Consider the following 25554-nt stretch of genomic DNA (forward strand, 5'->3'; position numbering starts at 1 on the left):
CCGTTCAGAACTTCCCGCTTAGTGACTTCCAGACGATTACTGTGCGTTTTTTGCTCTGACTGATTCAGCTAATCGGTTAAATCTTGCTAATGCCCCACTCTTCAAAGCCTCTGATTTTGGCCTCAATAGGTCGCCATAAGCAGAGCTGCGGACGCTTTTTCCAGTGATTTCAGTCTGTGCGCCACTAATTATGCGCACAGCTAATCCGCGGCTAATTGTCTCCCCATATAAATCCTTCACCTGGCTGATTAGGTTGTCGCACGCAGCTTCAACTTTGTCCGATCTCCTCAATTTAAGGTGCCGTTTTTTGGGTTGCTCTGACCTTATCCGAGCCAATAGTTGCCGCCGCTCTTTCGCACTCAATCGATTAAGGTCGATTTTGTTAAAACTTTCCGGTGAGTTCGAATCCTCAGATCTCAAACTTCCCGTACAGTTATTGACAGAACTCCGAGAGGACGCGGACGCGTCCAAAAATTCAAAGGCCAAATCAAGGTCAACATCCAACGCCGAAACCGGCTTAGGTGCACTTTCAAATACGGCATCAATTGAACGCTTTGGAACGATCTTCCACTGTGCCAGGCGGGTTAGAATTGGCGTATCTGCACCAACTGCGGTAGCAAAGACGCCCTTAATGCGCACGGTCTCTTCGCCATACTCATTAATGTCTTCGCTTGGTTGATACCAAATGCGCACCGCAAGATCATCTCGACGGACGAACGGCCCGCCCTGTGCATTGACGTACCCAGCCCAATCACCAGCGTCAGCAGCATCATGCGCAGCCGCAAACTCAACACTTAGACCGTGTGCCGTTTCGCTGTCAGCCATGCGGCGCAACTCGCGATATACAGTCACGGGCGCGCCACCCACGAACTGAAACTGGCGTATGTGCCAGCGAGCAGCCCACGCGGAAACCGCTGGCGCAGTATCTTTCAGCTCTTTGCCGCTTTCGTCGTCCAGCTCGCCATCGAGAGCGTAGCCGTCGATATTCTTCGAAATATATTTGGCTACGTAGCCTGTGGCGCTGCCTTTTTCTGGGTCGATAGCTTCCGCATGGAAACGTGCTTTGCGCGCTTTATCTGTTGTCAGCTCACTGCTGTCTTCCTGATATGCGTAATCGCGGATTATCTGACGCACCTGATCTACATTTTCAGGACGCATGAACATCAGCATGTGCCAGTGCGGCGTGCCGTCGTGATGTGGCTCGGCAACGCGAATACCGAAAATGCGAATCTCTTCGCGATGCAATTTGGCGCGGATTCTTTGCCAGACGTTACATAAATAGCGCTGCGTATCAGCCGGGCTTGCACCGTTCCATTTACGATTACGGTGGCCGGTCTTGATTGTTGCGTGAAAGCGGGCCGGGGCGGTCAACGTATAGAACTCACCAACAAACCCCATTTCATTGCAGATGTTTTCAAAACCACGGATGCGCGTCATTAACTCGCAGCGACGGATCGCCGGATTAGCCACACTTCCATCGTATTTGTCGATAAGGCTGATGCGGTTGCCTTCTTCATCTTCAAGCTCAAGCGATTTTAAAAATTCACGCGTGCGGCGCTTTTGCTCTCGCCATTCGGCAACAGTCATATTGCTGGCATAAGGGGTGTGATTTTTGCTGACATTCGCAAGCGCGATCTGTAAATGTTCGCGCCATGAGGCTGCGACGCGACGCAATCTACCCTTCCACCACTTTTCGGTTTGCATCCGCCTGATCTCCGGGGTGACTTCTTCCGGGTCAAACAGTCGGGATGTGACCTTCTCCCACAATGGCGGCGTTTGATTGAATTCGCGTGTGATGGTGGCAGCCGTCATATATAGACGGTGCGTGTATTTGTAATCCGATTCATCACAAACCAGAGCATGTACTTGCACTGTTTCAGCCAAGATGAAATTAGCCAGATCACCGGCCAGCAAATCAATATCGGCTCTCGCCATATTAGGCAGGCGGTTGTAACGGCGCATTAGCTCCCACAAAGTGCCGCCAGCTCTTGCCGAACCTGTGTTTTGTGGAGCGTTGTTGGTAAGCAGACTAATTGTGCCGGCACTCATTTCACCGAGGTGATATTGCGCACTTACTACTTCAACGCGTGGCAATGTGCGCTCTACGAAAGTCTTCGTAAAGTACGCATTGGCACGGGTTGTTCCCTGTGTTTTTTCAAGTTCACTAATGCGACGCTTAACGTCGAGCTGCACCAGCGTTGGCTGCTGTTCGAGTAGTTCCTGCGCACGCACTAAAGCCGCAATCATCTGACTGCGGCTGTGCATTTCCTCATAGGTGGGATATGGGCTGGCGATGGCTTCCCGTGGTGCATTCCACGGGTAAGCGTATGGTTCACTGGAGATCACGACCTGCCCCGAGCTAACAACCCAACGCTGAGCATTACATAGCCCGGAAGCCAGTCGCTTACATCAGTTATATGCGTGACGACCACATGCACTTCTGAGCCAGTGAAATTCCCGTTCTTAGGCTGATATTCTTTGAGCATTAAGGAGTCACCAACAGAATAATCACGGTCGTTTTTCCGCAGCTCTGCCCTCTTCATGCCACTGATTACATCCTGATAATGTTCAGGCCAGATTTTCAAAAAATGGAATGTGGTCACGCCGCTACCTCTTTATCTGCTGAGGCTGGCTTGCGAAAAGCAATGATTTCAGATGCACGCTTTTTCTCACTGGCTTTAACGCCAACCGAGCGAGCCACAGTGATTTTGGTAATGTCGAAAGCGCGATAAATACTGCGGGTGAAAAGCGTGTCGCTATTCGACAGAACTACCGGGTTACGCTCGGAAATGCCCAGCAGATAGCAGGCCAGCGAATGCTGGTCATCTTCATTAAAGCCGCCAGTGTGATATTCGGTGAACGTGCCGTGATATGGAGGATCGCAATAAACAACATCACCGGCCTTCACCATGCCCAGAGTTTCCTGATAGCCAGCACAAATAAACGTTGCGCGCTTTGCCTTCTCAGCAAACATTTCGATTTCATAAAGTGGGTAGTAAGGTTTTGCGTAATGTCCGAAAGGAATATTGAATTCGCCTTTGAGGTTGTAGCGGCAAACGCCACGATAGCCGTGGCGGTTTAGATACAGGAAATACGCCGCTCTCTCCAGCAGAGGCATTGATGTATTTTCATTAAATTCTTTGCGCGCACGGTAATAACTTTCTTCCGTCGTGTTTTGGCTGAATAGAGCCATAGCCACTACAATAAATGGGCGCGTATGCTCTTTAATCTGGCGGTACATATTGATGAGATCGGGATTAATATCAGCGACCAGATATTCAGGGTAATCGGTATTCATCATAACTGCGCATGAGCCTGCAAACGGCTCAACAAGGCGATTTCCAGCAGGAAGATGAGCTGACAGCTCATCCATTACACGGACTTTACTTCCCGGCCATTTCAAAATGGTATTCATAACGCAGCCCCTTTGTAATGAGCGTTTTTAAGCTCGCTGACTTCCTTACATGTCACGCAGACAGAAACGCCCGGCAGTGCACGGCGGCGGGCTTCAGGAATTTCGGCATCACATGAAAGGCAGAAAAATTCACTTGCGCCGATAGGATGCTGTTTAGCGTTTGCCAGATTGCGTGCCAATTCTTCTTCAACACGCTGTTGCACCAAATCCATTGAGTCGGCCATTAGTGAAGCTCCCGAGCTTGGTTCTCATAGCGCTCAGCCTCTCTGTCCAATAGATCGATAATTTCCGCAGCGGACATCTCCTTTTTACGGGCATGTATTGCCAGCGCGGCAATATGGATAGACACAGCTAGCGCATCATCACTTCGCTGTTCTTTTTTGGCCTTGCTAAGCATCGCGTTTAGCGCGTCAACATCAGCTTTGAAATTACGGGTCTCGGTATTTCGCATATTTAAATCTCCAGAATTTGGGTAAAAGAATGCCCGGCGGGTTTACGCCATTAATTTGTTGAGCATTATTTACTCAGGTAAAAAACAATCAGCAGGTGAAAACTGCCGGGGTAATATTCGACCCCAGCGTGCAACTTTATTCATTGCGATGATTATTAACTCGCGGCGGCGTTCATCGAAATATTCAAAAGGCTTTCCGATTTCTTCCGGTTTAAATGTCTTGGGGTTATCACGATTAGCCAGTGTCATTACGCAGAACTTAAATTCATCATTCTGACGATTGAAATAACGCAGCGCCGGATTGGCGTTGTTATCACGCATCTGACGCCATCTTTTGCGAAATTCATCAAACGTCATTGGCTGAATTTTATCAACACGCGCGCCCATCAAATGAATTTTGGAAAAACTGGCGGGTTCATGTTGCTTTGGTACTTCCCATAAAACTCGCGGCATATTAACCACCGATAAGTTTACGCATGCGGATTAAAAGGCCGCCGCGTTTTGTTGTCAGATCACGCAACAGAGATTTCTGGTCAGCGCATGGATGCCAGCGCTTGCCGTTTCCGCCCATAATCCAGCCGTTGCCATATGACATAGACGGGCTTTGGCGCTTGAGGTGGGCTGCAAATGAAATCATCGCGCGCCCCCTCAGTTCAAACCAACTGAAGCGCTTAGGCCGCTTATTGCATCAACGGTAGATGCCAAAGTGGGGTTAGAATGAATGCGGCTCTGCACTGCAATTGCGGCCAGCATCAGGCAGCGAATGCCAGTATTGGCCGCTTCGACAACACCACGGCGGCAGGTGGCTGTGATTTTCTCAGCGCTTGCCGCTTTAGCTGCCAACATGCCAACCTCGGCAGTTGCTTTCAGCACGTATGCTGAATACTTCTCGTCTGCCACTTCATTCACCGGCACACATGGAAGACATTGCAGTTGTGCTAACGCTCCATCTATCAACGTCGCGTCTTCTGTCAGATCAGTCAGCAGAAGCATTTCGGCCACAGTAAGTTGGTGCACTTGATCGGGATTCAACTTATTACGCAAAGCCTGAACTTTCATATCGGCTTGCTGAGCCAGCTCTGTCATGTTGTGCGTAAGAGCGAACTTGCGGCAGGCTTCATCAAAGTGGCTATGGGTGGAAACCTTAAAATCAAACATGATTAGTCCTTGTCTAATATCTAAGATTTATTGCGCATTGAGCGAAATATCACATTCGCTTAATGCCTGAACTGTCAAAGCTGCCATGTTGATTTCAACTAAACCTTTTTTCTGAGCGCCTTTAGGCTTAATTGGCAGCTTTCCATATGAAATCAGGTTTTCAGCAGTGCTTTTAGACATGCCAGTGCGGCGGCAATACTCATCCAATGGGATGTAGGGATCAGGAATCACGATTGTAATGTTTGGGCGCATAATGCAAACTCCATTCGTTTAGGGACACACCAATGTCCACCAATATCAGCCAATGTTCGCTTTAACCGATAACACGGAGTGACTCTAATTCGACTAAGACGAAATATCAATAAATATTTCCACTAAGACGAAAGATCAGAATCTTATGAGTAAATTCCCTTTTGAACAGATTGGGCACAGCAGCGAGGTTCTTGACCGCATTGTTGAGGCTTACGGATTCACCTCGAAGTTGCAGCTAGCCGACCACTTTCAAATGGCTGCTAGTAGCCTATCCGCTAGGTTCAAGAGGGGAATTTTCCCTGCGGATATGGTGATCAGATGTGTTGCTGAGACAGGAGCAGACCTTGAGTGGCTGTCTACAGGTAATGGAAGGAAGTTTAATGATGGGGAATTAGACGTTCTGAAGTTACCACGTTGCAAAATCGTAGACGGCCAAATGTATGAAGCTGGATTTTATCTGCTGGATAAAGCGTCATTTCTACCCGGCAAACCGATTCCTCAAGATGCAATATGTATTATTGATTCTTTCACTCAGTACATAGTTGACCGTAATTACTCAGAAATTTATGACGATGAATGGTTGGTCAAAATTGAGGGGAAAATTAGCGTTAGAACATTGACCCGAATCCCCATTAAGAAAGTCCGAGTTAGTGGCGTGGGAATGGCTTTTGATTGCTCTTTAGAAGATATAGACGTATTGGGACGCGTTGCACTTACAATAAAATAACAAGGTATATTAGAATGTTAGACTACAAAACAGCATCTAAAGAAGATTTAAAGCAGGAAATGAAAAGGCTTGCGTCTGTAGTTTCAGATGCACCTTTTGGGACAAAAAAAGAGTTCTATCACCTCCCTGAAATACTAGGAGCTAGTGAAACCCCTCTCGCGATTGCCAGTGGGATGATGGATGGCAACACCTGGTTAATTACTCTGACCAATAAACGAGTAATATTTCTGGATAAAGGGATGCTTTATGGAGTTAAACAAGTAGATATCAACTTGAATAACATCGTAAGTGTTGGTGGTAAAACCGGCTTATTGCTGGGTGAAATCATGATTTCAACTAGCGGTCAAAATTACACCATCAAAAATGTTATGAAGGGTTCAGTCATTCCGTTCACTAACTTAGTGAACGAAACTCGCAATAATCAGACCCAATCACAAAAAGCTGAGCATCAACCATCCAAAACATCAGTATCGTTTGATGAACAAATGGCGAAGATAGAACGCCTTGCCGAAATGAAAGATGATGGAATTCTTACAGATGAAGAATTCCAAGTTCAGAAACAACGCATTCTAAATGGTTAATTATGCCAGTTCGAAAGCAACCCAATGGACAGTGGATAGCTGACTTTTATACTGTCGATCGAAGCAACGGCAAAGAAGGCAGGCGCGTCCGTAAAAAGTTCGCAACTAAAGGTGAAGCGCTTGCCTTCGAAAATTATACCCTCCAAAAAATTGATGACAGCCCTTGGCTCGGTGAAACCAAGGAACGGCGCAAGTTAACTGACTTAGTACATCTTTGGTTTGAACGACATGGCATAACCCTGCGAGATGGCGAGAAACGTAAAAGCTCAATGTTATGGGCTGCAGAGTGCATGGGGCATCCGCTGGCAACTGAGTTTAACGCGCAGTTGTTTACTACTTATAGAGCTAAGAGGTTAGACGGAAAATTTGCTCGCACTAAGCGAGTCAGCCAAGTTTCACCACGAACAATGAATCTTGAGCACGCCTATTTTTTAGCGGTCTTTAATGAATTAAAACGACTCGGAGAATGGGCGGCCCCCAACCCGTTGGAGAACGTCCGCCAATTTCGCACTGATGAAAGTGAAATGGCATATTTGACTGAGGAACAAATTGACTTGCTTTTAGCTGAATGCCGAAACAGTAGCGCCAAGGATTTAGAGGTCATCGCGAAATTGTGCCTAGCTACTGGTGCGCGCTGGGGTGAAGCTGAAAGCCTGAAACGTAGCCAAGTATCAGCAGGAAAGATCACCTTTATAAAAACCAAAGGCAAACGCAACCGCAGCATTCCTATTGATTCCGAATTGACTGACGTACTACCGAAGAAAAACGGGAATTTATTTTCACCTTGCTATTATGCATTTCGCTCTGCACTTGAACGCGCTGGCATAGAGTTACCCCCTGGGCAATTAACCCATGTTTTGCGGCATACCTTTGCAAGCCATTTCATGATGAATGGTGGAAATATTTTAGTGCTGCAAAAAATCCTCGGGCACACCGACATTAAGATGACTATGAGGTATGCGCACTTTGCCCCGAATCACCTTGAAGATGCATTGCGACTGAATCCCTTAAAGTGTCGCAAAAGTGTCGCTCTAACATAAGAACATTGGAGTATATTGGTGGATATTGATTTTCTAACCCACTGATTTACATGCAAGTCATTGATTACACGTTGACTACTATGGTTCTCATAATCGCTTGGTCGCTGGTTCAAACCCAGCAGGGGCCACCAATTTAGCGAATAAATTCATATTATTAAGCCACCTATCTCAAGGTGGCTTTTTTCTTCTTCATTTAAAGTGGCGATTAAATGGCGTCACGTTTGCCAAAAGACTAATCCCGTTCCAACTCACTCACCTGCCATCTTACCGAACTGACGCCTTTCTCCAGACTAATGCGGCTCACCAGGCTTTCAAGCTGGTCGGTTAACGTCGGATTGCCAATCACCTCGGCATTTACTTCCATGCGATGCGGCGGATCCATATCTTCACTGTGCAATGATTGTAGCCGTAGGCCGCTGCCGCCGAGCGTGTGCAGCATCAGGCTGCGGACCTGAACTTCATCCTGCGCGAGGCAGATGATTTGTACTTTATAGTGTTGAATCGCTTCTGCGGCTGAGACGATGGTTTGACGGTTAATTCCCAAAGCCAATTCACGCAGCAGAATATTCGCGCACAAGATCACCATGCAGCCGATCGTCGCCTCCAACAGCAATCCCATGCTGCACAGCACGCCTATGGCGGCGGTGCACCACAAGGTGGCGGCGGTATTCAATCCGCGGATGTTTAAGCCATCACGCATGATCACGCCTCCGCCGAGGAAACCGATACCGGATACCACATAGGCTGCAACACGCGACGCATCGGTGGCGATGCCTGGCACGCTTTGTGTCATCAGAACGAAGAGACATGCGCCGGTGCTGACCAGCGCATTGGTGCGCAATCCGGTCATGCGTTGACGTAACTGGCGCTCACTGCCAATCAGTGCGCCCAAAACCAGCGCGACGGTGACGCGCAGTAAAAAGATTTTCCAATCCATGATAGACCTCACTCCGCAGCTCTTTATTTGCGGAACAACAGGTTAAAAATGGATTACAGACAGTGCGAATACCGCTGGGAATCAGCTGCATTGTGCTTATGAAAAGGGGTGATTCTGGGAGGAAATCAACCGTCTTAACGCGCAGTTAAGACAGCATAAAAGCTATCTTACCGCGAGGTCCTGTTGTAATCGTGTGGGACAAGTGTCCAATGCCGTTCTCCTCTTGGGTAAAAATTCGCCGCGATTCTAAAGTGGTTTGCGCCGCGTTGCCAACTCAAAAAGCCCGTTCGTTTACGTTGGGTTAAGGACAAGAAACCCGCCGAAGCGGGTTTATGTGCCAGTTTATCGTCCAGTTGTTAACCAACGACTCAACGTGCCCGAGTTAGCATACCCGCTGATAATGGCGGCATAGCTATCGAAACGGTTGCTGACTTCACTGACCTGGTTGTTGTACAGATCGCTTTCTGCGCTCAGTACGTCCAGCAATGAACGGCGGCCTAAGTGATACCACTGATCAAAGAAGTCCTTACGAATACGGTCGGATTCCACAATCAGGTTTTTGTAAAGCACGGCGCGTTCCGCTGTTGAGTGTGCATTCTGGCTGGCAGCGCGTACACGGTTTTCCAGATCGCGGCGCTGCTCCTGCACCTGCTGACGGCTCGCTTCGGCACGCTTAATCGCCGCAATTTCCTGTGCATTGGTTGAACCGCCGCGGAATAAGCCCCAGCTCACGTTGAGGCCGGTTTGCCATGCCTGCTGGCGCCCAAGCTGATCTTCACGGGTGTTTTTGCTCACCGTCCAGTTGAGCTTTGGCAGACCAGAAGCTTTGATCGCCTCCGCCTCTTTGAAGGCCGCTCGCTCTTCGGCGCTGGCGCGCAAGATCAGCGGATGGACATCCAGACTCGTCAGCTGGCGATTTAAATCGCCAAAGGAAAGTGCCCACTTATCACTGGCTGGTAAAGTCACGCGGCTGTTGCCCATCAGGCGATTCAGGGTGATTTCTACATCACGTGCGCGTGATTCGGCATTTTCCAGATAGCTTTGCGCTTGCAGCAAGCGCCCTTTCGCCTGCGTCAGTTCACTGCGACGTCCAGTATCTGATTGAACAATGCCGCTGAGCATTTTGGTCAGCTCTGCCATACGCCCCAGATATTGTTTGCTGATGGCAATGACGTGCTGCTGTTTATTCCACTCAATCAATGCATTACTTACCTGCATCGCCAGATCTTCACGCTGTGCCTGCACCGCCTGCAAGGCTGACTTAACGCGCTCTTCGCGGCTTTCAATAGTGCGACTGGTTTGGCCAAAGTCGATAAGGTTGGTCGCTACTGAAACACCTAATGATGGCGTATTCCCCTGGTATTCATAATTCTTCGTGCCACTGCCAAACTCTTTGGTGGCGGATGCGGCGCTGACATCAACCTGCGGCCAGCGCTGGCCTTTTGCTTCATCTACGCTGGCTTCAGCCGCATCGCCCTGAGCGATATAGGACTTCAGTGACGGACTGATACGCCAGGTAATGCGTGCAGCCGAAAGAAACTTTTGCCGAATTTCACTTTCGGCAACCGTTTCATTAGCCCCGCCCCTTAGCGTAACCGGAGAAGTCGTGACTGCAGCATCGGCTGAAGGCGTGCTTACAAAATTGATATTTGCCAGTGGGCTTTCCACTGGAGCATGAGTCGCTGTTTGCGCAGATTGTGGCTGACTCACGTTCCGCGCCGGTTGCAGCGGATTGAACGGCTGTGGCTCAGGACGACGCTGCTCCTCAGTCAGGAAACCGCCGCCCTGAATTTCAGCCGGCTGGCTCGGTTTGGCATTGATCGGTGCTGCACGTTCTATGACCTTAAACTGTTGCGGAGCTTCCGCTATCGCATGCGGTGCAATCGGCGCAACTGACGGCTGAACCGGCTGAGTAATAATAGTCGCAGGTTTCTGCCTTTCAGCGAAGAGCGGCTGCTGCGCTGGCACAGCGATCTCTGGTCGCGCAATGTTTACCGCAGGTGCCGGTACCGCTGGACGCTGGCCGCTCATCTCTGCAAACATCATTAACTCACTGGTAGAATCAGCCATTACGTTGACCGCCGGTGCCATCACCACCGCAATACAAACGGCAAGCAGAGAGAGATGACGCGCCTGTACGTAGCGCATCTTGTTATTATTTTTCATGATTATTAACGCTCGCGGAATGCTTCTTTAGCTTTCAGGACCGGCTTCAGCAGGTAATCGAGAATGGTTTTCTCACCCGTGCGCACCTCGACGGTGGCGATCATGCCGGGAATGATTGGCAGATCTTTGTTACCCGCATGCAGCGTGCTTTTGTCCGTCAGGATCAGTACGCGATAGTAGGTATCATCCGGGCGTCCACTGGCCGCTTTCTGATCGTCTTTCAGGGTATCTGGACTGATGTATTCAACGTGCCCATCAAGCCCGCCGTATATGGCAAAGTCGTAGGCCGTGATTTTCACCTTGGCCGGTAAACCAGGACGCAGGAAGGCGACATCAGACGGACGGATTTTCCCTTCCACCAGCAACTGCTCTTCCAGAGGAACGATTTCGAGGATGTGCTCACCTGGCTGAATAACCCCGCCAATCGTGTTTACCCGCACGTTTTTCACCGTACCGCGCACTGGCGCCACTATCGTGGTGCGATCAACGATATCGGCACGACCAATAAGGTTTTCGCTCACCTGGCTCAGTTCTAATTCCAGGCGTCCCAGCTCGGTGTGGGCATCAGATTGATAGCGGTTACGACGCTCAACAATTTGCGCCTGAATGTCATTGGCCTGACGCTGCATGCGCAGTAGTTCGACTTCCGACAAGAGCCCTTTGGCCGCTAACGGTTCAGCCAGATGAATCTCACGCATTGAAAGTGCGTAACTGCGTTGCAATGAGTTGATGCTGTCACTTAACGCACGTTTACGCGATTCATATGCTTTGGTTTCCTGCGCTACAACAGCCGGATCGCGCTTCACCTGCTCATCAAACGCCAGTGGCAGTGAATACGCTTCCGCACGCAGGCGCGCAATGCTGCCCTTAAGACCCACCACTTTGCTCAGGACTTCGCGATAGCTGGACTGCGCACGCGTTGGGTCAATTTTCAACAGCACATCACCGGGATCCACTACCGTACCTTCACGCACATTCATCTCTGCCAGAATGCCGCCTTCCAGGCTTTGAATGACCTGTTCACGACTGCGTGAGATGACTTTGCCATCGCCTTTGGTGATCTCTTCGACTCGTGCGTAATTGGCCCAGGTTAATCCTATGCCTAATACCGCGATGATAATCCACATCACCAGCTTGGAACCGGGCGTGGTTTGTGACAGCAGAGATGCCTGCACGTCATTCATAAATTCGGCATCAGCAGCGGACATACCTTTCTCGCTCTTACGCCATGGCATTAACTTGCTCATACTGCAGCCTCCTCTTGTGCTGCTTCTTTCGGCGCAGACACTGCCGAAGCATCGTTAGCGGGCGCTGACGCAGGTACTGCCGGTTCAGCAGCCTTACGCGGCTGTGGACGGGCTTTGTTTTTCCCTTCCAGCGCGGCAAGTACCTGATCTTTAGGACCGTCCGCGACCACTTTTCCTTCTTCCACTACGATGATGCGATCGACCAGCGCCAGAATGGATGGACGATGCGTTACCACGATCAGCGTGTGTCCTTCACTGGCACGACGTAAGTGCGTGAGGAACTGGTTTTCAGTCATGCTATCCATGGCGCTAGTTGGCTCATCCATCAGCAGCACTTTTGGACGTGTCAGCAGCGTTCTCGCCAGAGAAACCAACTGACGCTGACCACCTGACAGGCCTTCACCGCCCTCGCCGACCGTTAAATTGATCCCGCTTGGATGACGTGCGGCAACGTGATCCAGACCAGTAAGGTTCAGCACGCGCAACAGCTCATTGGCAGTGGCGTCCGGGCGCCCAATCATCACGTTTTCGCGCAGCGTGCCATAAAACAGACGCGCATCCTGCCCGACAAAACCAACGGCTTTGCGCCAGTCCGCTGGATCAATCTGGTTTACGTCCAACCCATCGGCTGAAAGCTGACCTTTAACCGGCTGGTAGAGTCGCGCCATCACACGTAATAAGGTGGATTTACCGCTACCGATGCGACCGAGAATCGCGACGCGTTCTCCGGCTTTGATGCTCAACGAGATATCTTTGAGGATCTCCGGGTTCGGCTTCATTGGCGGTGCTGGATAGGAGAAGTTGACGTTAGTCAGCGTGATCTCACCACTCAACGGTGGATCAGTGAGATAGGTTTTGCTGCTGTCACGATCGACGGGCATCTCCATCAGTTTGTTCAGCGAAGTTAACGCGGCTTTTGCCTGCTGATAACGCACTGCCAAACCAATAACCTGGCCGAGCGGGCCGGTGGCGCGGCTGGCGAGCATCACGGTGGCGATCATCGCACCCATGGTGAACGTGCCTTCGTTGATCAGATAAACACCGGCAACCACCAACATCACGGTCTGGAACTGCTGCAGGAACGTCACCACGCCGGTTGCCAGCGTCGAGTAACGTTTTGATTTCATTGAGTTAGCTGATTGCAGTGCACTGAAGTTTTCCCAGCGGCGCTGCATGTGCGCTTCACCGCCCACCGCTTTCAGCGTTTCCATGCCTTCAACCGACTCGATCAATACGCCTTGCTTGAGCGAGGCGTCACGCAAGTTCTCTTTCATGATGCGTGCCAATGGCCACTGGATCGCGGCACTGACGATGATGATCAAAGGGATCATCATGAGCGGAATGACTGCTAACGGGCCGCTGATAAAGAAGATCACGCCAACAAACATCAGAATGAAGGGCAGATCGGAAATCGCCGCCAGCGTGGCGGAAGCCACGAAGTCACGCACCGATTCGTACTCACGAATTTGGTTCGCAAAGGTTCCTGAGGAAGCCGGTTTATGCTCCATCTGGATGGAAAGCGCCTGGCGGAACAGCATACTGCCAAGCACTAAATCGGCCTTTTTACCGGCCATGTCCAGTAGATGCGCACGTACGAAACGCGTAACGGCTTCAAAAACCATCGCAATGGTGACGCCAATGGCCAATGACCACAGCGTTACGAAGGCCTGATTGGGCACCACACGGTCATAGACGTTCATGGTGAAAAAGATGCTGGAAAGACCGAGGACGTTGATCAATACCGCCGCAATTGCGGCGCTGCGGTAATAGCGGCGATAGCGCCACAGCGTGGTAAACAGCCAATGGCCTTTCACCTCTGGCAACATTTCACTGGCACGCTCATCAACCACCGCAGCAGGTTTCGCCATCACGGCGAAGCCGGCGTAGATCTCATTGAGTTCTGCCAGGCTCATCTCAACGGCTGAAGCGCTCACTTCTGGCATCACCAGTTGGAAACGCAATTCACGTTGATTCTCTTCGTTGGTGTGAATACGGCGTGACTGCACAATACAGCCGCCGCCCTCTTTGCGCAGCAGTATCATCGGCATTAACTGTTCCGGAAGATCCTGCAGACGTCGTTCGACCATACCGCCGGTAATGCCGGCATTTTCCAGCGCAGTCATGGCTTGTGATGGTGAGAGCAATGTCGCTTTTGGCAAACCCGCCACCAGCGCTTCTTCACTTTTCTCGCGTTTGTAGTGTTTGCAGATCCAAGCCACGCTTTTTAACAACGTGTCATCCACCCTGGTTTCAATACGAGCAACAGAACGCGCATCCTGCTCCACAGCATCCTGCTTCTGGTCGACCATTTCCCGACTCCTGTAAACCTGACAAAAAAACGGTGAGCACATTGCCCACCGTTGCACCTGTTTGAATTGGGAAAATTCTGACAGAAGGCAGGTTTTGAGCCGTCCAAGACTTGTCTCAAACGGTTATGAATAATTGTTTAAACTCGTGACTGAGCAGGCTGAGATAGACTGTTTTACAGTGTGTTATGCAGGAAAAAGCAGGGCTGTTGATGGCTGTCCTAGGCATGTTATCTTACTGGCTCGCTTTATCGCAATCGGACAAATAGCAATGGTAAAACAGCGTGTAGGGATCGTGTTTGGCGGCAAATCAGCCGAGCATGAAGTGTCATTACAATCAGCCAAAAACATCCTCGAAGCCATCGACAAGAGTAAGTATGACGTGGTGTTACTGGGGATCGATAAACAGGGTGAATGGCATCTCAATGATGCATCGGGATTCTTGCTCAACGCTGAGAATCCGAAGCTGATTGCCCTTAATCGTTCAGGTGAAAATATCGCGCTGGTACCAGGAAGTTCTTCCCAGCAGGTGATTACCCGTCAGCAGGCGCAGCCGCTATCACAACTGGATGTTATTTTCCCTATCGTGCACGGCACGCTGGGTGAAGATGGTTCGCTGCAGGGCTTATTGCGCATGGCGAATCTGCCGTTTGTCGGTTCTGACGTGCTCGGTTCTGCAGTCAGCATGGACAAAGATTTCACCAAGCGCCTGTTACGTGATGCTGGGCTGAGCGTCGCTCCTTGGCTGAGCGTAACGCAGGCACAGCGCGCGAATATTAACGCTGAGGCCGTGATTGCCCGCTTTGGTCTGCCGCTGTTTATCAAACCGGCTAACCAGGGATCATCCGTCGGCGTGAGCAAAGTCGACAGCGTTGAAGCGTTCGATGTCGCACTGGATCTGGCCTTTACGTTCGATCGCAAAGTGTTGATCGAGCAAGGGATCAAAGGACGCGAGATTGAGTGTGCTGTGCTCGGCAACGATACGCCAGAAGCCAGCCCATGCGGCGAAGTGGTCGTCCACGATGCCTTTTACTCCTACGACACCAAATACATCAGCGAAAGCGGCGCTCAAGTGGTGGTGCCAGCAGCGATCAGCGATGAAGCCAGCGAGGCAATACGTCAGGTGGCGATTACCGCGTTTCAGGCGCTGGAGTGTTTTGGTATGGCGCGTGTTGACGTGTTCCTGACGGAAAGCGGCGAGATCATTGTCAATGAAGTGAATACCCTGCCAGGCTTCACCAACATCAGCATGTATCCGAAGTTATGGCAGGCTGCGGGCTTAAGCTACAGCGACCTGATTTCCCGTCTGATCGAGCTGGCACAGCAGCGTCATCAACAGACCAGCCAACTGAAAAGCAGCGTGTAAAAGGCGGACGTGGCTCAGGCCACGTCATTCATCATGCTGCGCGGTTCCATCGCCGGTGAGGTTTGATTTCGTCCATTGCGTTTGGAGAGATAGAGATTCTTATCCGCCGCTGACACTAAACGATTAATTACGCCAGGCCACTCACGTTCGCTCTGCGCACTGCCGCGCGCCAGGCCTAAACTGGCGGTGACCGTTACCGTGTTGCCCTGAATCCAGAACTTCTCTTTGACCATCGCCTGGCGCACTGTTTCAGCCAGTTGATAGAGCTGGCTGTGGCTACAATCGAACACCACCACCACAAACTCTTCACCACCAAATCGACACACCATGCCACGGTTACCAACCACACGCTGAATGCGCCGCGCAATCTCCTCAAGCACGCAATCACCGGCATCGTGACCGAAGTTGTCGTTAATGGCTTTGAAATAGTCGACATCGAGCATCACTACGCCGGCTTCCCGCTGTAACGAAAAAGGTTCATTTCTAAGACTTTCATACAGACCGGAACGCGACAGCAACTGGGTGAGGAAATCAAAATTAGCGCGCAAAGCAAGGCGATGATTCAGCTGGCGGATGGCATCCATGCTCACCGCCACAAGCAATGGACTGAGCGCAACGGTAGCAACGCCAAGGCGTGCCGAAGTGAGATGGCTAATCGGCAGCAGCGCATCGTCACCCTGAATATTCATGACGCCGTGCGACACCAGCACAATCTCGGTGATACCGGTTATCAGGATCACCAAACTGGTCAACGGAATCGGCAACACGATAGCGCACCAGATCAGGGCAGGAACCGGGAATGTCAGGCTACCTGCCCCGCCAATTAATGCTCCAACGATCAGCGACAGGATGACCGCCGCCAGCGGCAGCAGTTTGCTGGGATGCAGCAAGGTGCGCGGTGAAACCGTGCGCAGCGGGCGTGCCAACATTACCGGCAGCAACATCAGCGAAGTGGAGAATTGTTCGCTAAACCAGTCGCCCCATGCCACGATAAAGCGCGCATTGAAATCGATATCCTGCGCCCATGCGCCCCAGGTTGCACACGCCGCCGCACCAAGAAAACAGGCGGGAAAAATGCGCATCGCATTGAACACCTGACTGTTAGCGGAAGGACGCTGCAGATGTTTGATCAGCATGCTGACCGCGACGAGGATAAACAGAATATTGGCAAAATTGACGGTAAACGCCGGTAGCGCCCAGCCGGAAAATACCGTGTCGTTAAAAACCATCGCACTAAAACACACCAGATAACTGGAGGTGGTGTGCAAAAACGGATTCCGCACGATCAGTCCCGCCACCAGTGCATTCACCGGCCAAAACAGAGAGAACTCTTCGGGAATGCGTAAATGGCTGCCGATAAAGCAGAAAAACAGCGTAATGAAGAACAGCGTGAGAGCATTCTTTTTAAAATTATTCTCTTCAAACAGCATAACGCGCATACGTCTGAACCCTGTAACCTGGAAAGTGCCGCCATCAGCCATAGGCATCAGCAAGCATTAAACCGGAAATAACCGTGCGATGATTCGGTAATTAAGCAAGTGTTCGTCATCCTACTCTGCGGCTGGGCGGCGCTCAACCTGCCATAAACAGCAGTGTCGGGCCAAATGGCATTGTGGAAACGCTAGAGAAAAAGGATAAAACTTGCGGAAATTATGCCTTGTAAATAAAAAAATCGGCTATCCGAGATATCCGATTTTTCATTTTAAAACCGCTATTCCAGCGCAGACTTATTGCTATTTCACCACAACAGGCCACTGACTCAGACGAATGCCACGTTCACGCGCGTTTTCACCAAAGTCTTTTAGCACCGCCTTAACGTCCGGATCCATATACTCGGCGTTATCGTTATCCACAACGACCACGCTATTTTCCGGAATTTCCGCCAGCAATCCCTGCAGTTTCGGATTGTGCATAAAGGTCAGATTTTGCTTGAGGCGTAAAACGTAGTGACCGTCATGACGCGTGAGCTGCAAGGCGTTGCGATGGCTTTTATAGATGCTGTAGAGAATTTGGGTAGCGATGCCAATTCCAATGCCGGCCAGCATGCCAAACACGATAATCCCGCCGATGGTGGCAAGGAATGGCACATATTGCTGCGGCCCCATGCGTATCTGCTCAATGAACAGGCGCGGTGTAGCCAGCTTATAACCGGTATAGAGCAGCACCGCCGCGAGGCTGGCAAGGGGAATCGCGTTGAGCAGATTACTGAACCACAGGCCGCAAATTAATAGCAGCACACCATGGATTAGAATCGACAGCTTAGTTTGCGCGCCAACGCTCACATTCACCGAGCTGCGCACGATCACCGCAGTAATCGGCATCGCGCCAAGGAAACCAGCCGTCAGGTTACCAATGCCCTGCGCAAACATCTCTTTGTTGGGTGAAGGTGCAGGATTTTGCGGACGCAGTTTCTTCAGCGCTTCCTGGCTGAGCAGCGTTTCAAGGCTCGCGACCAGCGCCAGCGTTATCGCCACCATCCACACAGCAGGGTTTTGCCACGCTTGCCAGTCTGGCGTTTCCAGCTCCGCCAACAGCGCCGACATGCTATCAAACGCAGGTAGCATGATGCGCGGTAAGCCTTCTGCCAGCGCCGGGAACAGACGATCGCCAAACACTGTGGCGGCACAGCCCACCAGCACCGCCATCAGCGGGCCGGGCATCCAGCTTAGCGCTTTAAACGATTTAATCAGCGGTGTGGTCCATAGCCAGAGAATCAATAATCCCGCGCCAGCAACCAGCATCGCACTGCTCGAAAATTGAAACTCCCCGTTAACCAACGACAGCAGCTCGACATCGCCCGCCGCGCCGAATGCGACCGGAATTTGCTGCATAATCAGCAGAATACCAATCGCCGCCAGCATGCCTTTAATCACGCTGCTCGGCACCAGCGCGATAAAGCGTCCGGCACGCAGTAAGCCAAACAGGCACTGCAACGCACCCGCCAGAATCAGCGCGGTGAGAAAGGCGGAAAAGCTTCCTAGCGTGGCGATCGATGCGACCACAATCGTCACTAAACCCGCCGCTGGACCGCTGACGGCAAAGCGCGACGGGCTGAGCGCAGTAACCAGCAAACCGCCAATCACACCGGTTAGCAGACCAGCAAAGGGTGGCAATCCACTTGCCTGCGCGATGCCAAGACAGAGCGGCAGCGCGACCAGGAACACCACTAATCCAGCCGGAATATCCTGACGAAGCGTGCTTAAATTCATGGCGTTGATTCCTCTGCAGATTGCTGAATTAACCGCGCGCGGCGCTGCATAGCCAGACTGCTATTTATCGCTAATAAGGGTTTCAGGGTCGTCACAATAATCTTCTCTCAACGTTTTGAAATATCGCTTTCAACTAAATAGCGACGTCATTAAACGCGGCTATGGAGAACAATTGAGGATGAAAGCAGAACTTCCTCACAGAAATTGTTTATAGACGCTTAAGCATAGTGTTGCATCAGGAATATTTGTGACGTCGACAAAATGCGTCTTTTTGTAAACAAAACTTCAGTAAACATATTAATTTGGTAAGTTTATGCAAGTGGGCAAACATTGAGCGAAAAAGATAAAAATGATTATTAACAGTTAAATAAGAGCATCATTAAATATAATATTCGTGATGCAATTACAAAAAAATACACGTAATAATGCTATGCCTTTCAAGTGGCGATAAGAATTAAGCCTTTTGAGCTGAGAAGATTCCTAATTGTAAAATTTATGATTAGCGTTATTCACTGCCATTTTGCCAGCAAGACAATATAATTCACTGTTCATTCTCATCAAATTAAGTAAGAGATCAGGAAAACAGTGAGGAGAATAATAGTTACGCAGGAGTGTAAATATCACTGGACCTGAAGAGGACATGAATGCGCCTGCCAACGCAGACGCTATTTCACCTGACGAATTATTTACCGTTCCACGCTTTCATACGCGCTTCACGCACCTGCAATTGCTGTTCAGGCGTCAGTTTGTTGTAGTTTTCTGCCATGCCACTTTCCCAGTCGCCATACAGCGGGTTCGGTAACACGATGAATTGGGTGCCAAAACGCTGATGGTTGAGGCTCACGAACTGCTGACGCTGCGCATTTCCCTGATGCCAGGTTGAACCGCCAAAGTCATTCAGGTTGTCGCCCACATACAGCACCACGTTGTAACCCGCGTTTTTCACCGCATCAAAGCGCTCTTGCTTGTTGGAATTGCCGGTGCTCAGGCGCACTGTTTTCTCGCTCACCCCGCTGAAGCCCAGCTTATTCAGGTTCTCCACCGTTGCGGCATAGTCTTTTTGATCACGGTTGGAGATATAGAACATAGTGCCGCCGTGGCTGTTGACGTAGTTAGCAAACTCCACTGCGCCCGGCACGGCGGTGGCCTGACGCGCCTGCGTCCACGCTGACCAGGTTTTACCGGAGAAGGGCTGGCCATTTTTTGCCTGCCACGCGCTGTAGGCGCTGTTATCGATCATGGTTTCATCCAAATCGACGATAACCGCTTTCGGTTTACCCGCCAGCGATGGCGCCTGATCAAAAGCCATGCGCGCGCTGTTAAATGCCTGCCAGCTCAATGCCTGATATTCGCCGGATTGCTGGAACCAGTTCACTGCCAGTACCGATTGCTGACCGAGCTGCTGCTGAGCCTGCTGTTTGGCAGGTTGCGCGCAACCGGTCAACGCCAACGCGATTAAGCCGGACGCCGCCAGCAAAGTGGTTTTCTTCATCATTTCATCCTTAAGTGATTAGGGTCAGTTTTTGTAAAGCTTTAAAAATGTAGCAGTTAACGTAAGCTGTGGGCAGCAGAAAGCAGCCGTTTGGTGAGAGGAGACACTTATGGCACAGCACCCGCACAGCGGTCCACGCTCGAGACTATTGGATGCGTTTTCCTGGCTGGAATACGCGTTTCAACCGGCGGGCCAGCCCGTTCCAGTCAATGCCGCTTACGGCCAACAGCGTCACAGCGCCAATGTGCTGCTGGCTAATCAAAACATCCCGCCTAAGCGTTGCGAATCAGATGGTTTGATTGGCGAAGATCATCTGCCGGTCGCGGTATATACCGCCGATTGTCTGCCGGTGTTATTTGCCGACCCGCAACAACAGCAAGTGGCGGCGGTGCACGCCGGATTAAAAGGCACACTCGGTGGCGTGTTGAACAACGCGATTGATCGTCTGCTGGAACGCGGCGCCAGCCGTGCAACGCTGTGTGTGGCCATCGGTCCGGCGATCGGGCCGTGCTGCTATGAGTTGGGTAACGATCTGGTGACACAGATACAGGATCGTGACGATCTTCCGCCGTTACCCTACTTCACTCAGCAGCCGCATAACGCACAAGCGATCCGTCCGCAGGCGCGGGCTCAGCAAGATGGAATCTGGTTTGATTTGCCTAATCTGGCGCGGCGCTTGTTGTTACAGCGGGGAATAGTGGCGGAACATATTGAGGTGCTAAACGTTTGTACTTACTGCATGGCGGAATCGGGTTCCAGCTATCGCTACAACACCCATTTTGACAGCGGCTATCAGTCACGTTTCTCGTGGATCCGCACGCGTGGTTGAGGGCTTCACATCCTTGTGAAGCCTTGTCGCTCAGTGAATTATCGCATTGAGCGCCAGTACGCCGGCTAAACCGAGAATCGAGATCAGCGTTTCCATCACCGTCCAGGTTTTCAGGGTTTCCACCACGCTCAGGTTGAAGTAGCCTTTGAACAGCCAGAAGCCGGGATCGTTAACGTGTGAAGCGATCACGCTGCCGGAACCCACCGCCAGCACCATCAAGGCCGGATCGGCGTGCGTGGCCGCGATAATCGGCGTCACAATACCGGCGGTGGTGATGGCGGCCACCGTGGCCGAACCCAGCGCCACGCGCAGCATTGCCGCCACCGTCCAGCACATCAGCAGCGGTGAAAGAGACGATCCCTTCATCATATCGGCGATATAGTTACCCACGCCGCTGTCCACCAGCACTTGTTTGAACGCACCGCCGCCTGCGATGATAAAGATGATCATGGCGATGGCGGCAATCGATTCGCCGCACATATCCATCACTTCTTCCATCTTACGGCCATTGCGCAGCCCCAACGTCAGCACGGCGATTACTACCGCGATAAACAGCGCTACCGCTGGATTGCCGATGAATTCAAAGAACTGACGCAGCGCGTTCTCTTTCGGCGTGGTCAATTCGAAGACGGCGGCAATCGCCATCAGTACCACGGGAATCACTGCGGCAAAGATACTGATACCAAAGCCCGGCATCTCCTCTTCCGTGAAGATTTTTGGGTTATACAGCCCTTCCGGCGGTGACTTCTCAAAGCTTTTGAGGAACTTCGAGAAAACCGGTCCGGCAATAATCACCGTTGGAATGGTGATGATCATACCGTAGAGCAACGTTGTACCGAGATTGGCACCAAAGATGGTGGCAATCGCCGTTGGGCCCGGATGTGGCGGCAGGAAGCAGTGCGTGACCGAGAGCGCGGCGACCATCGGCACGCCGACGTACAGCAGCGGCAGACCGGCAGCTGCCACGATAGTGAACACCAGCGGCAGCAGCAGCACGAAACCGACTTCGTAGAACATCGCCAGCCCGACAATCAATCCGGTCACCACCAGCGCCCATTGCAGCCGCTCTTTACCAAACGCGGCGATCAGCGTAGTGGCAACGCGTTGTGCGGCACCGGTATCGGAAACCAGCCGCCCCAGCATGGCACCGAAGCCGAGGATCATCGCTAATCCGCCTAACGTGGAGCCGATACCTTTCTGGATCGAGGCCATCACATTCAGCGGCGTCATGCCTTCAGCGATACCGACCACCGCCGAGACAAACACCAACGCAATGAAACCATTGACCTTAAATACAATCATCAACACCAGCAGCAGTATCACACCCAGCACAATGATGGTTATTGGCATTTTTTATTATCCTTAGGAATACAGAGGGGTGATTAAGGTTTAGGCGCGGCCCGACGATAACGCCAGCCGCGTCCAGGTATCACACGGCGACGCGCATGCCACCGTCAACGAACAGCAGATGCCCGTTAACAAAGTTCGATGCACCGGAAGCGAGGAACACCGCCGCGCCAATCAGCTCTTCCGGCTTGCCCCAGCGTGCGGCTGGCGTACGCTTGGTGAGCCAGCCGGTAAAGGCAGGATCGTCTGCCAGCGCCTGGGTCATCTCGGTAACGAAATAGCCCGGCGCAATGGCGTTGACCTGAATATTGTGACGCGCCAGCTCCACGCACATGCCGCGCGTCAGCATAGTCACCGCGCCTTTGGAGGCCGCGTAAGGCGTGATGGTGTCGCGCCCTAATTCGCTCTGCATCGAACCGATATTGATGATTTTGCCCTGCTGACGCTCAACCATTTTTTTCGCCACGGTTTGCGAAACCAGGAATACGGCGGTCTGGTTTACCGCAATGACGTCATTCCAGTCCTGCTCCGGGAATTCCAGGAAAGGTCGGCGGCGCTGAATGCCGGCATTATTTACCAGCACATCAATCGCGCCCCACTCCGCTTCAATCTCATCCACCGCCTGCTTAACCTGCGCCGATTGCGTGACATCAAACGCTTTGGCGTGCACGCGTAAGCCCAACTCACGCAGATGCGCGGCGCCCTTCTCTGCCCCTTCGAGCGTGGTGGCGTTGACAATCACTTCGGCACCGGCTTCCGCTAAGCCACGCGCCAGCAAAAACCCAATACCACGCGCCGAACCGGTCAGCAGCACACGCTTGCCTTCGAGAGAAAATAACTGGCTCATCACTGCTCCTTAAAAAGTTAACTGAACTTTAGCGGCACGGTTTTTATCGCCGGCAAACTGCAGCGCGGCATCAATATCCTGCAAGGCGAACTCACCACTGAACAGCGGCAACGGATTCACCACGCCAGTAGCTAGCCATTCGACGGCGGTGTTGAATTCATGGGTAAAGCGGAAGGAACCGACCAGATTTATCTCTTTGGCAATCAGCGCCATGATTGGGAAATTGGGGATGGTGCCGCCCATACCAACCTGCACCAGCGTGCCTTTGGCGCACACCACATCAAGGCAGCGCTGCAGCGAAGAAGGATGACCAGAGGCTTCAAACGCCACATCGAAATAGCCTTTGTCGGCGAGGTATGGCGCGAAATCGCCCTCTGCGGCATGAATCACGTCGGTTGCGCCCATTTGCTGCGCCATCTCCAGTGAACGCTCGCTGATATCGCTGCACACAATGGAGGCGGCGCCACGCGCTTTTGCCGCCGCCGCAATCAGGCAGCCAATCGGACCCACGCCCGAAATGAACACGTGCTTGCCAGTGAGATCGCCCGCCTGCTGCGTGGCGTGAATGCAAACCGCCAGCGGCTCAGCAAATACCATGACCGTTTCGTCGGCATCCTGCGGGAACGGCACACATTGCGCGCTATCGACCACTTTATATTGAGTAAAACCGCCATCAACGTGCGGCACATACATGGCGCTGCCGAAGAAACGCATGGTGGTGCACTGATTTTCCTGATCGCGCTGGCAATATTTGCAGGTGCCGCAGGGCTTTGAGGGATTTACCGCGATTTTTTGCTCGGGTTTGAGATTCGGGTCATCGCTCTCAACCACGTAGCCAATCACTTCATGGCCAAGAATCATCGGCATTTTGATCTCAAAACTGCCGACCTTACCTTCCTGATAGTAATGCAGATCGGAGCCACAAATGCCGCCACGCGTGATGCGCACCAACGTACCTTTGCCGTCCCATTTCACCTGCTGCTGTGCAACGCTGACTTGTTTTTTTCCAGTGATCATGCCGGATTGCGTTTCGATATTCATAACGTCCCCATAAGTGCTGTAGCAATGGGCGCCATCAGACCGGGTTACGCAGCTTTAAACTGTGATGAAGATCACCTAAAGACATGTTACGGAAAGGTGTTACCTGGAACGTGAAGTATGCAATGCAGAGGAGGCTACTGGCGGCCGTATGTGGCCGCCTGTGAAGAAAATTAATAGCCTGACATCAGGTCGTGGCTGTATTTGAACAGCTCAGAATCGGAGCGCAAACCGAGTTTTTTCAGCGCCGATTGTTTTTGTCCGCTCACCGTTTTACGGCTGCGCTTAAACTTCACGGCAATTTGCGACACGCTTAAACCATCGAGAAAACAACGCACCACTTCCACTTCGCGCGGGCTGAGGGTTTTCACCTTCTCATACATGTTGCCTTTGCTGCTGAAATCAAGGCTTTCATCCAGTGACTCTTCACTCATGACATAGAGATTTTCCACTTCATAGGCGACTTCTTTTGACAGGAACAAACGTCCTTGTGCCACCTGACGAATAGCGTGTGTGATCTCTTGCATGTTGTGGCTCTTACCAATGAAGCCTTTTACACCCGCGCTCAGCACCATTTTGACGATGGCAGGGCTCTCCATTGAAGAAGAGATCAGAATTTTTTGCTGCGGATAGTGATTACGCAGTTGCTTCACCAACGCCAAACCATCCAGTTCACGCTCGCCCAGCAGGAAATCCAGTACCAGCACATCAACCACGGTACTCCTTAGCTGATTAAATAATTCATTACTTGAAGCCCAGGTTCCCACCAAATGAATATCGGACTCATGTTTTAAACACAACTCGAAAACGGTACGGACCATTGGGTGATCATCAAGGACAGCCACACGCACTTGTTTATTATGTGCATATACCATTTATTTATTCCTTTATTACAGCATTAACTTTGTCCAATTCTGACCACCACAACTGCTTCAATAAATAAATGGTATCGATTACAGCAGTCGTGAAAGAGTAGTATTCACAACATCAGAATTTTAAATTGATAGAGTCACCCTAACAGCGGCCATTTTTATATGCCTCTTTAGGTTTATATTTTATCGTGATAAATTTTTACTTGCCTGCTCACGTAAAAGTGGGAAAAGTCTGACTTAACTCCTTAACAAGACCACATAAGAATTGTCTTGA

Annotated in this window: 25 protein-coding genes; 5 read left to right on the plus strand and 20 right to left on the minus strand. The window is 51.3% G+C overall.

All coding sequences use genetic code 11. From position 1 onward, the window contains the following. Positions 1-36: 36 nt before the first annotated feature. The 9 genes from NQH49_RS16770 to NQH49_RS16810 all read right to left on the minus strand — a co-directional run bounded on the left by NQH49_RS16770 (position 37) and on the right by NQH49_RS16810 (position 5276). The gene (locus tag NQH49_RS16770; protein ID WP_256697518.1) at positions 37-2265 is read right to left on the minus strand and encodes a replication endonuclease; all 2229 of its coding nucleotides are present in this window, start codon (positions 2263-2265) and stop codon (positions 37-39) included. 77 nt (positions 2266-2342) lie between these two features. Next, a complete protein-coding gene (locus tag NQH49_RS16775) occupies positions 2343-2603 on the minus strand; it encodes a DUF3850 domain-containing protein (protein WP_256697519.1) in 261 nt (86 codons plus the stop codon). Beyond that, complete coding sequence (locus NQH49_RS16780; protein ID WP_256697520.1) at positions 2600-3415, minus strand: DNA adenine methylase; 816 nt, start codon at positions 3413-3415, stop codon at positions 2600-2602. The genes NQH49_RS16775 and NQH49_RS16780 overlap by 4 nt, the downstream gene beginning before the upstream one ends. Further along, entirely contained in the window at positions 3412-3639 is a 228-nt protein-coding gene (locus NQH49_RS16785) for a TraR/DksA family transcriptional regulator (protein WP_256697521.1), read from the minus strand. Before NQH49_RS16785 ends, NQH49_RS16780 begins: the two co-directional genes overlap by 4 nt. Beyond that, positions 3639-3866 carry a DUF2732 family protein gene (locus NQH49_RS16790; protein ID WP_256697522.1) on the minus strand — a complete coding sequence of 76 codons (228 nt, stop codon included), beginning with the start codon at positions 3864-3866 and terminating at the stop codon, positions 3639-3641. The genes NQH49_RS16785 and NQH49_RS16790 overlap by 1 nt, the downstream gene beginning before the upstream one ends. 69 nt (positions 3867-3935) lie before the next feature. Further along, positions 3936-4253, minus strand: coding sequence for a hypothetical protein (locus NQH49_RS16795; protein ID WP_256698451.1), 318 nt, complete (start codon positions 4251-4253; stop codon positions 3936-3938). A 67-nt stretch (positions 4254-4320) separates the two neighbouring features. Then, on the minus strand, positions 4321-4503 hold the full coding sequence (locus NQH49_RS16800) for a phage filamentation protein Fil family protein (protein WP_256697523.1): 183 nt from the start codon (positions 4501-4503) through the stop codon (positions 4321-4323). 11 nt (positions 4504-4514) lie between these two features. Continuing rightward, on the minus strand, positions 4515-5024 hold the full coding sequence (locus NQH49_RS16805) for a phage regulatory CII family protein (protein ID WP_256697524.1): 510 nt from the start codon (positions 5022-5024) through the stop codon (positions 4515-4517). A gap of 27 nt (positions 5025-5051) precedes the next feature. After that, a complete protein-coding gene (locus tag NQH49_RS16810) occupies positions 5052-5276 on the minus strand; it encodes a helix-turn-helix transcriptional regulator (RefSeq protein WP_256697525.1) in 225 nt (74 codons plus the stop codon). Positions 5277-5421: 145 nt separating this feature from the next. Here NQH49_RS16810 and NQH49_RS16815 point away from each other — a divergent pair, with 145 nt between their 5' ends. From NQH49_RS16815 to NQH49_RS16825, 3 genes are read left to right on the plus strand one after another with little or no spacing between them, the layout of a single operon-like run. Then, positions 5422-6003 (plus strand): phage repressor protein CI, encoded by a 582-nt coding sequence (locus tag NQH49_RS16815; protein ID WP_256697526.1) that lies wholly within the window; start codon positions 5422-5424, stop codon positions 6001-6003. Positions 6004-6017: 14 nt separating this feature from the next. Beyond that, entirely contained in the window at positions 6018-6584 is a 567-nt protein-coding gene (locus NQH49_RS16820; protein WP_256697527.1) for a PH domain-containing protein, read from the plus strand. 2 nt (positions 6585-6586) lie between these two features. Further along, a complete protein-coding gene (locus tag NQH49_RS16825; RefSeq protein WP_256697528.1) occupies positions 6587-7624 on the plus strand; it encodes a phage integrase in 1038 nt (345 codons plus the stop codon). A 232-nt stretch (positions 7625-7856) separates the two neighbouring features. On the opposite strand, the gene NQH49_RS16830 is transcribed toward NQH49_RS16825, so the two are convergent. The 4 genes from NQH49_RS16830 to NQH49_RS16845 form a co-directional block, all read right to left on the minus strand. Next, entirely contained in the window at positions 7857-8561 is a 705-nt protein-coding gene (locus NQH49_RS16830) for an MgtC/SapB family protein (protein WP_008103447.1), read from the minus strand. A gap of 342 nt (positions 8562-8903) precedes the next feature. Next, positions 8904-10727, minus strand: coding sequence for a TolC family protein (locus tag NQH49_RS16835; RefSeq protein ID WP_256697529.1), 1824 nt, complete (start codon positions 10725-10727; stop codon positions 8904-8906). 5 nt (positions 10728-10732) lie between these two features. Then, complete coding sequence (locus NQH49_RS16840; RefSeq protein ID WP_256697530.1) at positions 10733-11974, minus strand: HlyD family type I secretion periplasmic adaptor subunit; 1242 nt, start codon at positions 11972-11974, stop codon at positions 10733-10735. Next, on the minus strand, positions 11971-14283 hold the full coding sequence (locus NQH49_RS16845) for a type I secretion system permease/ATPase (protein ID WP_256697531.1): 2313 nt from the start codon (positions 14281-14283) through the stop codon (positions 11971-11973). The genes NQH49_RS16840 and NQH49_RS16845 overlap by 4 nt, the downstream gene beginning before the upstream one ends. 268 nt (positions 14284-14551) lie before the next feature. Here NQH49_RS16845 and ddlA point away from each other — a divergent pair, with 268 nt between their 5' ends. Further along, on the plus strand, positions 14552-15646 hold the full coding sequence (gene ddlA / locus NQH49_RS16850; RefSeq protein WP_256697532.1) for a D-alanine--D-alanine ligase: 1095 nt from the start codon (positions 14552-14554) through the stop codon (positions 15644-15646). Between the two features lie 14 nt (positions 15647-15660). Here the strand turns inward: ddlA and NQH49_RS16855 are convergent, their stop codons facing one another. The 3 genes from NQH49_RS16855 to NQH49_RS16865 form a co-directional block, all read right to left on the minus strand. Then, positions 15661-17085, minus strand: a complete 1425-nt coding sequence (locus NQH49_RS16855) for a GGDEF domain-containing protein (protein WP_256697533.1) — start codon at positions 17083-17085, stop codon at positions 15661-15663. A 294-nt stretch (positions 17086-17379) separates the two neighbouring features. After that, on the minus strand, positions 17380-18855 hold the full coding sequence (locus NQH49_RS16860; protein WP_256697534.1) for a SulP family inorganic anion transporter: 1476 nt from the start codon (positions 18853-18855) through the stop codon (positions 17380-17382). Between the two features lie 682 nt (positions 18856-19537). Next, positions 19538-20347 (minus strand): 5'-nucleotidase, lipoprotein e(P4) family, encoded by an 810-nt coding sequence (locus tag NQH49_RS16865; RefSeq protein ID WP_256698452.1) that lies wholly within the window; start codon positions 20345-20347, stop codon positions 19538-19540. A gap of 109 nt (positions 20348-20456) precedes the next feature. Here NQH49_RS16865 and NQH49_RS16870 point away from each other — a divergent pair, with 109 nt between their 5' ends. After that, complete coding sequence (locus NQH49_RS16870) at positions 20457-21176, plus strand: purine nucleoside phosphorylase YfiH/LACC1 family protein (protein WP_256697535.1); 720 nt, start codon at positions 20457-20459, stop codon at positions 21174-21176. 30 nt (positions 21177-21206) lie between these two features. On the opposite strand, the gene NQH49_RS16875 is transcribed toward NQH49_RS16870, so the two are convergent. From NQH49_RS16875 to NQH49_RS16890, 4 genes are all read right to left on the minus strand, one after another. Then, positions 21207-22526, minus strand: a complete 1320-nt coding sequence (locus NQH49_RS16875; RefSeq protein WP_008103467.1) for a gluconate:H+ symporter — start codon at positions 22524-22526, stop codon at positions 21207-21209. A gap of 79 nt (positions 22527-22605) precedes the next feature. Beyond that, a complete protein-coding gene (gene idnO, locus NQH49_RS16880; protein ID WP_256697536.1) occupies positions 22606-23370 on the minus strand; it encodes a gluconate 5-dehydrogenase in 765 nt (254 codons plus the stop codon). A 9-nt stretch (positions 23371-23379) separates the two neighbouring features. Further along, entirely contained in the window at positions 23380-24411 is a 1032-nt protein-coding gene (idnD, locus tag NQH49_RS16885; RefSeq protein WP_256697537.1) for an L-idonate 5-dehydrogenase, read from the minus strand. A gap of 170 nt (positions 24412-24581) precedes the next feature. Then, positions 24582-25283 (minus strand): response regulator, encoded by a 702-nt coding sequence (locus NQH49_RS16890; protein ID WP_256697538.1) that lies wholly within the window; start codon positions 25281-25283, stop codon positions 24582-24584. Positions 25284-25554: the final 271 nt, after the last annotated feature.

This window comes from Pantoea trifolii, assembly GCF_024506435.1.
Taxonomy (GTDB): domain Bacteria; phylum Pseudomonadota; class Gammaproteobacteria; order Enterobacterales; family Enterobacteriaceae; genus Pantoea; species Pantoea trifolii.